The following is a 12590-nucleotide window of genomic DNA, read 5'->3' as shown; positions in this document are numbered from 1 at the left end:
GTATGCCTTGCCCTGCTTCTTCAGCAGCGGGCCCGGGTCGTAACCGACGGGGATGAGGGTGTAGTCCTTCTTCAGCTTGTTGCGGGCGAACACCGCGTCGAGCGTCGGCTGTATCCCCTGCTGGCCGAGGACCTTGGCGCCGACCAGGTCCTTGGCGGTGGTGACCGGGTCGGAGCTGAGCGAGAGCAGGCCGCCGGGGCTGATCTGGAACTGGGCACCCAGGATGACGAAGTCGTTGCCCTTCGGGATCGCCTGGATCACCGTCTGCATGGCTGGGTGGATGCCGATGTCGGCGGAGCCCGCGGAGACGCTGACGGTCGGGTCGGGGGTGTTGGTGCCGCCCGCGAGGAAGTTGACCGTGAGGTTCTCCTCGGCGTAGTAGCCCCGGTCCTCGGCGATCCAGTAGCCGGCGAACTCGACGTTCTTGATCCAGCCGAGCGCCACCTTGAGGCTGGCCGGGGCGGCGGTCGTGGTCGGCGTGGCCGCTGCGGTGGCGGAGTCTCCGCTGCCACAGGCGGTCAGCAGCCCGGTCAGGCCGAGGCCGCCGAGGCCCGCGGTGCGCAGCACGTTACGGCGCGACAGGTCGTTCATGGGTGGTACTCCTCGGGGAAGGGAGGGTGCATGGTCGTTCGGGCCGGTGCGGCGGCGTCGTACGCGGTCGGGCCGACGGTCGGAGAAACGGGCGGTGCGGTCGGGTCCGGCGGTCAGGAGAGACGGGCAGTGCAGTCGGGTCCGGCCGTCGGAAGAGACAGGCGAGGGAGGTGGGGGCCTGCCGTCAGGAGAAGCGGGCGGTTCCGTGGCGCTCGGCGGCGCGGGCGGCGATGAAGCAGCCGACGGAGACGACGGTGGCCACCAGGGCGGTGCCCCAGGCTCGGGCGGTGTCCATAAAGGTCACGGAGTCGGCGAAGAGCTTGCCCAGGCCGTGGGTGCCGAGCAGGTACTCGGCGAGCATCGCGGCCAGCACGGTGGTCGGGGCGGTCAGACGGAGGGCGACCAGCAGGGCGCCCGCGGCGTTGGGGAGCAGCAGCAGGCGCAGCCGGGTCGGGCGGGAGGCGTGCAGGACGGTGAACAGGTCACTGGTGGCGGCGGGGGCCGAGCGCAGCCCGGAGCCGGCCATGACGAAGGCCGGGAAGAAGGAGACGACGACGGTGACGGCCAGTACGGCGGTGTTGCCGAAGCCGGCCACCTGGGCGATGACCGGGATCATGGCCACCACCGGTACCGACCGCATGATCAGTGCCATCGGTGTCATCAGCCCGGACAGCACCGGTGACGCCCAGACGGCGACGGCGGATCCCGCGCCCAGAGCCATGCCCAGGATCAGGCCGGCACAGGCGTTGAGCAGGGTCCAGCCCAGGTCGGCGGCGTAGACGGTCGGATGCCCGAGCACGTCGCCGAAGACCGCGGCGGGGGTGGGGGCGACGATCTGGTTGAGGTTTTCGACACGGATCCACAGCGCCCACGCGGCGATCAGCGCGACGACGGTCCAGTAGCGGGAGACGGCGTTCAGTACGGGGCGCCATACGGCGCGGCGGGCGGTGGCCGATTCGGCACCGGGCCTCACAGGAACCTCCCCGTGGCCAGGGACCGCAGCCCGGTGAGGACGAGATAGGCCGCCAGCGATACCAGAGCCGAGGTCAGCGCGGCGGCCCACAGCAGCTCGATCTGGAAGTTCTGCATGGAGCTGACCAGCAGGATGCCCAGGCCCCGCGGCGCGCCGAACCACTCGCCGATGACGGCGCCGAGCACGGCGGCGGGCGCGGCGAGAGTCAGCCCGTCCAGCAACAGCGGTACGGCGGCGGGCAGTTGGAGTCGCAGCAGCCTGGTGCGGCGGGAGGCGCCCAGCGCGCTGAACACGTCGTGGTGGGGGGTACTCGCGGCGGCCAGCCCCGAGGTCGCGGCGATGAACATGGCGAACCCGGCGGCGAGCGCGGCGATCACGGTGGGGGTGCCCTCGCGGCCGACGGTGGTGATCAGCAGCGGACCGAGGGCGATCAGCGGGATGGCGTTGACGACCGCGGCGAGCCGGTCCAGTCCCGGCTGGACGACCGGCAGCAGCACGCCCAGCGCGGCGACGACGACCGCGACGGCACTGCCCAGCGCGAACCCGGTGCCGGCCGCGCCGGCGGTGGCGGCGAGAGCCCGGCCCAGCAGGTCGCCGGTGACCGGTTCGGCCACGTAGGAGACGACCTCGGTCAGCGGCGGCCAGCTGCTGCCGAACAGGCCCACGCGGCCGATGGCCTCCATCAGGGCGAGCAGCAGCACCACGCCGGCCGCGGTGAGAGTCCGGTGGCGGGCCCGGGCGCTCATTCGGCGCTCTCGTCGAGGAGTTCGGTGAGACGGTCCACCGTCTCGTGGAAGCCGGGGTCGCGGGTGATGTCCCGGCCGCGCGGGCGGGGCAGGGCGACCTCCTCGATGTGCCGGACCCGTCCGGGGCGTCCGGTGAGCACCACCACCCGGTCGGCGAGCAGGACGGCCTCGTCCACGTCATGGGTGACCAGCAGGGTGGTGATGCGCCGCTCGGCCCAGATCCGGGCCAGCTCGAAGTTCATCCGGCGCCGGGTGACCGCGTCCAGCGCGCCGAACGGCTCGTCCAGCAGCAGCACTTCGGGGTCGAGGACGAGCGCACGGGCGATGGCGACGCGCTGCCGCATCCCGCCGGAGAGCTGTCGCGGGCGGGCGTCGGCGAACCCGTTCAACCCGACGAGGTCGATCAGCGCGCCGACCCGCTCACGGTCCACCGCGCGCCCGGCGACGCGGAAGGGCAGGGCGATGTTGGCGAAGGTGGTCGCCCACGGCAGCAGCGCGTGGTCCTGGAAGGCGACGCCGAGGCGGTGATCACGTACGAGCGCGGCGGGCGGCCGGTCCTCGACCAGCACTTCGCCACTGGTCGGCTCGTCGAGACCGGCCACCATGCGCAGCACGGTGGACTTGCCGCAACCCGAGGGTCCGAGCAGGGCCACGAACTCGCCCGCACGCACGGTCAGGTCCACACCGTCCAGTGCCTGTACGGTGCGGCCCCGGCGCAGCGCGAACTCCTTCTGCACGGCGCGCAACACGATCGCCGCGGGCTGCCCGGGAGGTCCGGCCGGGCCGGGTGATCCGGAGGTGTCGAGGGGCGCTTCCGGTAGCCCGGCGATGTGCTCGGCCTTGATCATCCATGTCCTCCAAAGGCCATGAACCGTTCGATTCAACGCACCGTAGGGGGCGAGGGTTTCCGGGGCATTGCGCACCTTGGGTCGCTCCGTTAAGACAGGCGCTGCGACGTGCCGCCCGAGCGCATCCCACCGTCATGTCCGGCGGGCGTCACCCGGCACCGGACCGCACGGTCGACGTGGGTAATGTGCCTGCCATGCCAGCTTCCCCCGCGCCGCCCGAGCGAGATCGTCTGCTGCGGCTGACCGCGGACTACATCCTGGAGTACGGCGTCGCAGAGATGACGCTGCGGCGGCTGGGCAAGGCCATCGGCACGAACAACCGCATGCTGCTCTACTACTTCGGTTCCAAGGAGGAGCTGATCTCGGCGGCGCTCGTGGAGCTGGGCAGCCGCTATCCGATTCTGGCCAAGGCGTTCACCGTGATGGACGACCCGGACCGGCCGCTGCGGGAGCGGATCGTCGACGCCTGGGAGGCGGTGGCGGCGCCCGAGAACGTCCCCTTCCACCGGGTCTTCTTCGAGGTGGTGGGCCTCGCCGCCCACCAGCGCGGCCGGTTCGACGCCTTCCTCAAGGTCATCGGCAGCGACTGGCGGGCCCTGGTCGCTGCCTCACTGCGCCGCGACGGCGTGCCCGCCCCGGCGGCGGACACCCTTGCCCGCGAGCTGGTCGCCCTGTGGCGCGGCCTCCAGCTGGACCTGATCACCTCGGGCGACCGTGCGGGGACGGCTGAGGCGAACGCCGCCGCGGCGGTGTCGCTCTCCCAGCGGGCAGCGGCAGCGGCGGAAAGGGCCGGAGGGGTGCGCGGCGGGGAGTGAGCCGGATACGGGGCGTTCAGGACGCCATCGGGATCTTCGGTACGACGATGTCCAGCGGCCCCTCCGGTATCGCGACCGCGTCCCGGGACCAGCCCCAGATGGAGCACACCTTGCGCTGCGGATCGCTGTGCCCGTCCCGGCCGTGCAGCACACGGTAGTTGTCGATGCAGATCATCTCGCCGGCCTCGACGCGGAACATCGGCCCCGTGTCACGGGCCTGGTGCACCCGTGCCTCCCAGCTTCGGACGAAGGGCCAGTGGGCCTTTTCGGCAGGACCCTCGACCGGCGCGAGGTAGGGGTGGAAGCGTCCCTGGAACCGCCCGGACGGGGTGGTGCGCGTGATCGGCGTGAAGGCGCCCTGAGGGTAGTTGGGCTCGGAGTGGTCGATGTCCACGGTGCGGCAGAAGTCCACGAGGTCGGCGTGGGCTGGGTCGGCGTCGAGCAGGGCCATCAGCCGTGCGGTGTCCACCAGGAACGAGTCGCCGCCGGTGTCCGCGGGCCGCTCGCACCACAGGAAGAGGTGGTCGGGTGCGTAGTCGCCGAAGGCGAAGCCGTCGTTGTGGGCGACCATGCGTTCCTCGGCACTGCCGAAGTCCCGCTTGCGGCCCCGGTGGTCGGCGGGCTGGGCGGCGACTGTCATCGCCTCACGCGCGCCTCCGGTCTTGGTGGCCTCGAACTGGGTACCGCAGCGGACCGCCTTGTCGCCCATGACCTGCCTCGCGAAGGCCACCGCCGACGCCTCGTCCGGCAGCCCGCTCACGATGGCCGCGCCGTCCGCGGCGATGGTCTCCCTGGCCCCCTGCGGGCCGGACACCCGGCGGGGGATGAAACTCGCTGAGCTGACGTCTGTCATCACATTGCCCTTCGTTCACCGTAGCCGTAGCCGTTGAACCGATCGGTTCAATCACGGTAGGTGTGCCAGGTTTCACCTCCATGTCCAGGCCATTAGGCCCGCGTTCCGGCCGCGAGGAGCCCTGAGCCGTCGGGCGGCGCGCTCCGCGGAGCGGGGTGTGCACCGCTGCGGCCGGTGCGGGACCCGGCCCCGGCCGACTCGGCCTCGGCCTGGTCGGCGATCACCCGGGCGGTGGAGGTGACGTCGGACCTGCCCATGCCGTCGAGGACCTGACGCAACCGGTCGGCGCGGGCTGGGCGTTGGGGCAGTCCGGGACGACCAGCAACTCGATGCTCATGTCGTGAGGATCGCTCTCATCGGGACTCGGGTGAGGGGCTCAGGTGCAGCAGTCGCATCCGGAGCGGCAACCGCATCCGTCTGCCCCAGCACCGACGGGCAGCGTCGGCGTCGCGGTGGCGGGGGGTGCGCAACAGCCCTTGCCCTGCCAGGCGTCGCGGCCTTCCTTGACCGCGACGGCGGCGATGACGAGGGCGGCGATCGGGTCGGCCCAGGACCAGCCGAGCAGCAGATTGGCCAGCAGGCCGGCCAAGAGGACGGCGGAGAGGTAGGTGCACAGCAGGGTCTGCCTGGAGTCGGCGACCGCCGAGGCAGAGCCAAGTTCGCGTCCGGCCCGCCGCTGGGCGGCGGACAAGAACGGCATGATCGCCAGGGACAGCGCGGCGATGACGATGCCGGGGATGGAGCGGTCGGCCTCGCCGGTGCCGGACAGCGCGCGGACGGCGTCGATGCCGACGTACACGGCGAGCGCGAAGAAGGAGAAGGCGATGATCCGCAGGGTGGTCTTCTCCCGGGCTTCGCGTAGGGCGTGTTCGCGGGCGGAGAACTGCCAGGCGACCGCGGTGGCGGAGGAGACCTCGATGACGGAGTCGAGGCCGAAGCCGATCAGGGCGGTGGAGGAGGCGATCGTCCCGGCGGTGATGGCGACGACTGCCTCGATGACGTTGTAGGTGATGGTCGCGGCGACCAGCAGCCGTACGCGCTTTGCGAGTGTGTCGCGGCGGGCCGGGGTGGGCCCGAGGGATATCGCGGTCATCTCAGCAGCAGCCCTTCGTCTTCGCGTCGGGGCAGGTCTTGTCCGCCTCGACGGCCACCACGGCGTTGCGCAGGTCGTCCAGAGCATGGCCGAGGCGTTCGTCGGCCAGCTCGTAGCGGGTGCGGCGGCCGACGGGTACGGCGACGACGAGGCCGCAGTCCCGCAGGCACGCCAGGTGGTTCGACAGGCGGGTGCGGGAAATGCCGAGAGCGTCGGCAAGGTCGGACGGGTGGGCCGGGGCCTCGCGCAGGGCAAGCAGGAGCCGGCAGCGGATCGGGTCGGCGAGCGCGCGGCCGAAGCGGGCCAGCACCTCGATGTCGGAAGCAACAGTCAGCACGTCCCGACAGTACACAACTCCATGAATTCATAAAACTCTGAACTATCGGGCGGGTGGCGATGTCGTCGCGGCCGCAGGAAGGGTGTCAGTGGCTGCGGCGTCGTTCGGAGATGAGCAGCCCCATCAGGGCAAGGAACATCCAGGCAGCGAGGTAGGCGCAGGCGGCCATGGGCAAGGTCGCGGTCCATGAAATGCCGACGACGGCGCCGGCGGCGAGGTTGCCCAACAACAGGACGGTGGCGAGCATCCCGAACGCGGAGCCGCGCAGGCCCTTCGGGGCGAGGACGGCGACGGCGGAGTGCTGGGCGGTCTCCAACGCGCCAATGCCGGTGCGGGCCAGGATGAACAGGATGAAGGGGACCGCGAGGAACGCGATCGCCGCACCGTTGACGGTGAACAGCCTGTACAGCATGGCGAACGCGGCGACACTGGCCGCGAGAACGAGGACCGGGCCGCGGGTGCCGAGCCTGTCGGAGAGCTGTGCGGCGCGGACTGAAGTGTCCGCGGCCGCGACGTTGCACGCGGTGTAGAGGCCGAGCACGATGGTGGTCGCGGTCTTCGCGCCGTACTCCGGGGGCAGGTCGGAGGCCCGCGGGACCAGCAGGGTCGCAGCGACATTGCCGACCTCGAACGCGGCGACTACGCCCAGCAGTTTTCCTGGTGCCGGCCAACGCGCGGAACCCGCTGCCGAGTTGAGACTGATCACAGAAGCCGCAGGCCGCGGAGACCTCGGCCACACTCGCATTCCCGCCGGTCAGCATCCCTGGTGCGTACGGGACGGAGTACCCGGGTGACCGACTGCTCGCCCGTGAGGACGGTCGTGGACCTGCTGCTCGTTGCGGGGGTCCTGGCCGCCCCGGGAGATGGTCTCCAAGTGACCGCTGCGGCGACTGTCAGGACCGGACAGTCCCACCGCGACCAATCGCTCCATCGAGGATGGCCGCATTTCACCCGTCGACCTGGGAGTAGCGATAGGCCCCTGATGGAGTGTCACGCACGCCCGTCCACCGATTGTCCATCGAAACCCACTGCGTATACCTGACTCGCCCCTTCCAGATAGGCAAAGGCCCAGCTCAGAGGCCCAAGCCATCCATACGGTCACGGAAACCACACCTCCGACCTACGCATTACGATGCACAGACAGACAGCGCCCGATTTGCCGAGATTCCAAGGTCAACCAAAACAAGAAACCCCAGGTCAGACGCCTGACCCGGGGTTTTCCATGGAGCCCCCTGTCGGATTCGAACCGACGACCTACGCATTACAAGACCATGAGCGATCGTGTTGCGCGGTGCCTGGTCGTGCCGCCTAGTGACGTTCTACCTGATCAGAGGACGTACAGCAGGTTGAAGCGTGCTACCTCGTGTTGCACCGTCCAAAGGCGTCCGGCCACCGGGCGGCCACCGGAGGGGCGTCGCTGGCAGCAGGCAGCCGCGGTTACCAGGTTGTCGGGCTCCCACAGAACCGCCTGCGCGTCCGACCCCGCTACGAGTAAACAGTCTGAGGGGAACACTCTCCATCTGGAATACCCCTGTGGCCGTTTCGATTGCTCCCTTTGTATTGATCGCGGGAGGGGGGACGCTGATGGCCGACCTGATGCTGTTCCGGCAGGACGCCGATGGCCGGGATGTCGAGCTTCGGGGCTCGACGGTGGCGCTGGAGGTGGAGCTGCAGCGTCGGGTCGAGGCGGGGATGGAGTCGATGCTCGGCATCCGCTTCCTGGCTTCCGAGTATCCGACGGGACCGTGGCATCGGGGTCGGATCGACACGCTCGGGCTCGACGAGAACAACGCCCCCGTGGTGGTCGAGTTTACCGACCGCAGGTAGTCCTGCCCGTGATGTCCGTCTGGGACTGTGACCAGCACGTTCTGGGCTTGTTTACCGACCTTGTCCGGGGCGTCTGTCATGTTCTGGAGTCGGTGCGGAGGACGAGTGGCACGGCAGGTTGTGGTCGGGGACTTGAGGGTCCAGCAGATCGAGCGGAAGGACGGGCGGCGGTCGTGGACGATCGTGTGGCCCGAGGGGACGGTCCATGCGGAGGCGGACCGGTTCCTGCGTCTGCATGATGGTTCGGGAACGCAGAGGACGTACGCGTATCTGCTGGTGGACCATCTGCGGTGGCTGGAGCGGGAGTGTCTGGCCTTCGCCGCGGTCCAACTGCGGGACCTGGAACGGTACATGGGCCTGGTGGGTGCAGAGGTCCGCATGCTGCTCGGCGAGCCGTGGCGGGTCGGCAAGCGCCCATACGGTCACTCCGCCCTGTCGACCGCGGCGGCTTGTCTGAAGGGCTTCTACCTGCATCAGTCCGCCCTCGGCGTGAACGGGGATCTCGGCAAGAAGCTCGATAAGTCGCGGTTGCCGTCGCGGGTGGACCGGCGCCATTCGTTCCTCGGGCATGTGAAGTCGTCGCTGCCCACCAACCCGCTGGCGCCGAAGGGGCCGCATCGCCGGCATCCGAAAACGCTTCCGGACGGCGCCCGGGAGAGGCTGCTGGAGACGGTGAACGCCGCCCGGGATCGGCTGGTGGTCACCTGGCTCGCCGACGGGGGCTTGAGGATCGGTGAGCTGTGCGGGCTGCACCTGGTTGACCTACACCTGCGGGAGAACGCGGCCTGCGGCGAGTGCCGCGCCCCTCACCTGCACGTCTGTCACCGGCCCGGCAATCTGAACCGGGCCGAGGCCAAGAGCAAGCACCCCTGGCGGGTCGAGCACGGCATCGTGACCGGCGGCCTGATCAAACGGGTCAGCCCCGCGATGGTGCACACCTACTTCGAGTACGTCACCACCGAGTACCCGCGCGGCGCCGGGCACGGCATGCTCCTGGTCCAGCTGCACGGCGCCGATACTGGACAGCCGTGGGCGCCGGTCGGGGCCAGACGGATGCTCGGTCGGGCCGGGAAGCGGGCCGGACTCGGGATCGTGAAACCCCATGCCTTCCGGCACTCGTTCACGTCCGCGGTTCTCGACGCCGCCGACGGCAACACGCTGATCGCCCGGGACGCCGGCGGCTGGGCCTCGGCCGCGATGGTGGATGAGGTCTACGGACACGTCGATGTCCACGACCCGGTCTTCGACACTGCCCTGCGCACGGTCTGGGGTGAGACAAAGTGACGGCGCCGTCGTTGCTGCCGCAGCAGGATACCCGCAGGCGACGGGACCGGCTGGAGGTGCTCACCACGCTGATCAACGGGCCCGAGTTCGACCCGGTGCTGCGCGGCGGGGTGCTGAAGATCCCGCCGACGCACCCGGTCTATCCATGGAGCTGCACAGTTGTCGACTGCGAGCGGCCCCGCTGGCGGCGCTACGCGATGTGCTCGGTGCACGCCGGGCAGTGGCAGGAGGCGGAGGCGCGCGGGATGAGCCGGGCTCAGTTCCTGCGGATCGCGGAGCCGCTGCCGGTCACGGAAATGCCGGAGGCGATGATATGCCGGATCTGCCCGCAGCGGCCGACGTTCAGTCTCCAGCTGGTGCTGTGTTTCCGGCACCGCAACCGGTGGCTGAGCCACCTGAAGCGGCACCCCGGTGGGGGTGCGGAGGAGTTCGAGCGGTGGCTGGCCGACCAGCCGTCGCTGCCGGGCTACGGTGAGTGCCGCGCGGATGTGTGCGACGAGCGGGCCGCTTCGCCGCTGGGGTTGTGCGGCGCGCACGAGCGCGGCTACATCCGGGCCGGGCGGCCGGGCGGGGCGAAGCCGCCGAAGAACTTCTTCGCCACCTATGAGCGTCGTGATCGCCCTGTCCCAGTGACCTGCGAGGACGAAGTCGCCTTCCGCGCCTGGTGCCGCGCACAACTGCCGGTGCACCGCACCGGAACGGTCAACCTGCGCGGGCTGCGGCCCCTGTTGCGGGCGGAGTTGCAGTGGGGCATGTATGTCCACGGCCTGCAGCCCGTCGCCGTGTGGCACCTGACGTGGGTGCAGTCACTCGCGGACGAGTGCCAGCGCCGCGCCGTGGACTCCCTGGCCGGCCTGGAGGCGTCCGTCTTCCGCCGCGCCTACCACCAGCGCATGGTCCAGGAGATGCAACAGGCCCTGCGGAAGATCTACTTCACCCCCTCCGAAACCCGGGACGCCGGCTACATCGAGACCGAGCACTTCGGGGTGCGCTTCCCCCACCGCTCCAGCTACGTCGACCTGACCTGCATCACCCAGCCGTGGCTGCGCGACCTGTTGTGGGACCACATCGCCGACGTGCTGCGCTCGCCCACCTGCCCGCGCAGCGCCCAGCCGGTGGACTTCGTGCGCCGCGCCGGCGCCGAACTGTCCGCGTTTTTGGAGGCGGAGGCGCCGGGCGGCGGCCACGACGCATCCGTGCTTCGCGGCGAGCACGCACACCGCTTCGCCGCGGACCTGCGCAACCGCGAACGTCTCGGCCTGGCGTTCCGCGGCCAGGCCCGCCTGGACGGCAAAAGGGCGAAGGTCACCGAGAACTCGCGCCGGATGGTGTTCAACTACGGCCGGTCCCTGCTGCGTGGCGCGCTGGACCGCGGCAGCGCCGACCAGATCGGCCTGGACCGCACCTTCATCGCCGCCATGCCGGTCGGCGGCCCGGGCACGCCCCGCAGCCGCAACCCCTTCCCCGACGAAGTCGCCCGCGCGCTTGCGGACGAGGCCAACCTGCAGCAGCTCGCCGACGGCCACGACCCTCACGACCGGGGCCTGCGGGACATGTGGGAAACCATCATCGTCACCGGCCGGCGCGCCAGCGAGGTCATCCAGCTCCGTCTGGACTGCATCGGCCGTTACGGCGGGCTGCCCCTGCTCTGGCACGATCAGACCAAGGTCGGCAACCTGAACGCGGCCGTCCGCATCCCCGACCATCTCCTGGACCGGCTCGAAGAACGCCGCCAAAAGACCCTGACCCACTACGCCGACCGGCACGCCGGCCGGCCGCCCACTGCTGCCGAGCGAGCTCACCTGGCCCTGTTCCCCACTGACATCCTCAACCCCGACGGCCGCCGCGCTTTGTCCTACACCTGGTTCCACACCGGCTTCCGCAGCTGGCTCGCCGAGCTTGACCTCGGTGGTCACTACGTCGCCCACCAGGCCCGGCACACGCTGGCCACCCGGCTGCTGCGGCACGGCGCGAGCCTGACGCACATCCGCCGTTACCTCGGCCATGTCTCCGACCGCATGGCCGAGCACTACGTCCACCTCACCCAGTCCGATTTGGACGACGTCCTCCAGCACGTCTGGGTAGCCGGCCCCGGCACCGCTCACCCCGGCGAACTCCTCACCAGCAACACCACCCCGCTCACCCGCGAGCAGGCCCAGGCCCTGGCCATCGACCTCTCTCGCCGCAGTACCCCCGCCGAGGGCGGCTTCTGCACCTTCCAGCCTGTCGTGAACGGCGGCGCCTGCCCCTGGAACCTCGACTGCCACAATTGCGACAAGTTCGTCCTGTCTGGCGCCGACCTCCTCTACTGGCGGCGCAAGCGCGAGCAGTGGCGGCTGCTGGCCGAGCGCGCCCCCGACGACGCCACCGCCGACTACCTCCACCGCTACTTCGAGCCCACCGCCCGTGCCATCGACGGCCTGGAGAAGGCCCTGGCCGGCCTCGGCCTCCTCGACGACGCCCTCGCCCTGGACCTGCGCAGACCCCAGGACTACTTCCACCGCGTGTGGTCCACCGCCTTCCGCGCCGCCGACCTCGCCGACGCGGGCGGCGACGAAGACGACGAGCAGAGCGAGTACAGCGATACGTGCACAGTCGAGGACACCGATTCCGAACAGGACGTCGCATGAAGGCCGCCGATGTCCCCGAACCGCGCACGGCGGCGGCCTTGGCAGCCCGCCGCCAGAGGACCGAAGCCGCTCTCCAGCGCGTCCGCGAGGCCATCGCCCGGCTGCGGCGTGAGAAGGCCCAGGTCAGCGTCGCCGCTGTTGCCCGCCGCGCTGACGTATCGCGCACTTTCCTCTATGACAACCCCGAGGCCAGAGCCGGGGTCGCCTCCGCCATGGCAGAGGCCGGTGAACGACGGCCCCAGACGCTCGCCGCGCAAAACCACAAGCAAGAAGCAACCTGGCGCGAGCGGGCCCTGAACGCCGAAGAGGGCCTCAAGGCCACCCACGCCGAGATCCTTGTCCAACGCACCCGCATCGGTGAACTTCTCGGTCAGATACGCGACTTGGAAGCCGAGTGGACGAAGGAGGCCGTCCAGCGGATCACCACCGAGAACACCACGCTCAAGCAGCGGGTCCGCCAACTCACCACCGACAACCGCACCCTGGACGAACGGCTCAAGGCCGCCCGCTCCAACCTCCGCTTCCAAGACCGGCGCGTCGCCGACCTCGAAGCCCGTATCGCTGACCCGGGATCTGCAACGTGATCCAGTCCC

13 protein-coding genes and 1 pseudogene are annotated in these 12590 nt (G+C 70.2%); 6 read left to right on the top strand and 8 right to left on the bottom strand.

Annotated elements, in window-relative coordinates; all coding sequences use genetic code 11:
- The 4 genes from SPR02S_RS58390 to SPR02S_RS52035 form a co-directional block, all read right to left on the bottom strand.
- On the bottom strand, positions 1-591 hold a 591-nt coding region (locus tag SPR02S_RS58390), incomplete at its 3' end, for an ABC transporter substrate-binding protein (protein ID WP_019064994.1).
- Positions 592-775: 184 nt separating this feature from the next.
- Positions 776-1564 carry an ABC transporter permease gene (locus tag SPR02S_RS52045; RefSeq protein WP_019064993.1) on the bottom strand — a complete coding sequence of 263 codons (789 nt, stop codon included), beginning with the start codon at positions 1562-1564 and terminating at the stop codon, positions 776-778.
- The gene (locus SPR02S_RS52040; RefSeq protein WP_019064992.1) at positions 1561-2310 is read right to left on the bottom strand and encodes an ABC transporter permease; all 750 of its coding nucleotides are present in this window, start codon (positions 2308-2310) and stop codon (positions 1561-1563) included. The genes SPR02S_RS52045 and SPR02S_RS52040 overlap by 4 nt, the downstream gene beginning before the upstream one ends.
- A complete protein-coding gene (locus SPR02S_RS52035; protein ID WP_019064991.1) occupies positions 2307-3158 on the bottom strand; it encodes an ABC transporter ATP-binding protein in 852 nt (283 codons plus the stop codon). The genes SPR02S_RS52040 and SPR02S_RS52035 overlap by 4 nt, the downstream gene beginning before the upstream one ends.
- 194 nt (positions 3159-3352) lie before the next feature.
- On the opposite strand from SPR02S_RS52035, the gene SPR02S_RS52030 reads away from it, so the two are divergent.
- Positions 3353-3973, top strand: coding sequence for a TetR/AcrR family transcriptional regulator (locus SPR02S_RS52030; protein WP_019064990.1), 621 nt, complete (start codon positions 3353-3355; stop codon positions 3971-3973).
- Positions 3974-3989: 16 nt separating this feature from the next.
- On the opposite strand, the gene SPR02S_RS52025 is transcribed toward SPR02S_RS52030, so the two are convergent.
- Complete coding sequence (locus SPR02S_RS52025; RefSeq protein WP_019064989.1) at positions 3990-4826, bottom strand: TauD/TfdA family dioxygenase; 837 nt, start codon at positions 4824-4826, stop codon at positions 3990-3992.
- Positions 4827-4981: 155 nt separating this feature from the next.
- On the opposite strand from SPR02S_RS52025, the gene SPR02S_RS63720 reads away from it, so the two are divergent.
- The gene (locus tag SPR02S_RS63720; protein ID WP_158698019.1) at positions 4982-5170 is read left to right on the top strand and encodes a hypothetical protein; all 189 of its coding nucleotides are present in this window, start codon (positions 4982-4984) and stop codon (positions 5168-5170) included.
- A gap of 32 nt (positions 5171-5202) precedes the next feature.
- On the opposite strand, the gene SPR02S_RS52015 is transcribed toward SPR02S_RS63720, so the two are convergent.
- The 3 genes from SPR02S_RS52015 to SPR02S_RS58385 all read right to left on the bottom strand — a co-directional run bounded on the left by SPR02S_RS52015 (position 5203) and on the right by SPR02S_RS58385 (position 6962).
- On the bottom strand, positions 5203-5919 hold the full coding sequence (locus SPR02S_RS52015; protein WP_019064987.1) for a cation efflux transmembrane domain-containing protein: 717 nt from the start codon (positions 5917-5919) through the stop codon (positions 5203-5205).
- A 1-nt stretch (position 5920) separates the two neighbouring features.
- Positions 5921-6256, bottom strand: a complete 336-nt coding sequence (locus tag SPR02S_RS52010) for an ArsR/SmtB family transcription factor (RefSeq protein ID WP_019064986.1) — start codon at positions 6254-6256, stop codon at positions 5921-5923.
- 85 nt (positions 6257-6341) lie between these two features.
- Positions 6342-6962: an MFS transporter gene (locus SPR02S_RS58385; RefSeq protein WP_019064985.1), complete on the bottom strand. Its 621-nt coding sequence runs from the start codon at positions 6960-6962 to the stop codon at positions 6342-6344.
- Positions 6963-7840: 878 nt separating this feature from the next.
- Between SPR02S_RS58385 and SPR02S_RS52000 the strand changes: the two are divergent.
- The 4 genes and pseudogenes from SPR02S_RS52000 to SPR02S_RS51985 form a co-directional block, all read left to right on the top strand.
- Positions 7841-8068 (top strand): annotated as a pseudogene (locus tag SPR02S_RS52000) (hypothetical protein); the annotation flags it as partial.
- 120 nt (positions 8069-8188) lie between these two features.
- On the top strand, positions 8189-9367 hold the full coding sequence (locus tag SPR02S_RS51995; RefSeq protein ID WP_026151688.1) for a tyrosine-type recombinase/integrase: 1179 nt from the start codon (positions 8189-8191) through the stop codon (positions 9365-9367).
- Positions 9364-11997, top strand: coding sequence for a tyrosine-type recombinase/integrase (locus SPR02S_RS65505; RefSeq protein WP_019064982.1), 2634 nt, complete (start codon positions 9364-9366; stop codon positions 11995-11997). Before SPR02S_RS51995 ends, SPR02S_RS65505 begins: the two co-directional genes overlap by 4 nt.
- The gene (locus SPR02S_RS51985; protein ID WP_019064981.1) at positions 11994-12581 is read left to right on the top strand and encodes a DUF6262 family protein; all 588 of its coding nucleotides are present in this window, start codon (positions 11994-11996) and stop codon (positions 12579-12581) included. Before SPR02S_RS65505 ends, SPR02S_RS51985 begins: the two co-directional genes overlap by 4 nt.
- Positions 12582-12590: the final 9 nt, after the last annotated feature.

The sequence above is a fragment of the Streptomyces prunicolor NBRC 13075 genome (assembly GCF_000367365.1).
Taxonomy (GTDB): Bacteria; Actinomycetota; Actinomycetes; order Streptomycetales; family Streptomycetaceae; genus Streptomyces; species Streptomyces prunicolor.
The sequence above is the reverse complement of the archived record's forward strand: the minus strand, read 5'-3'. Positions and strand labels throughout refer to the sequence as shown.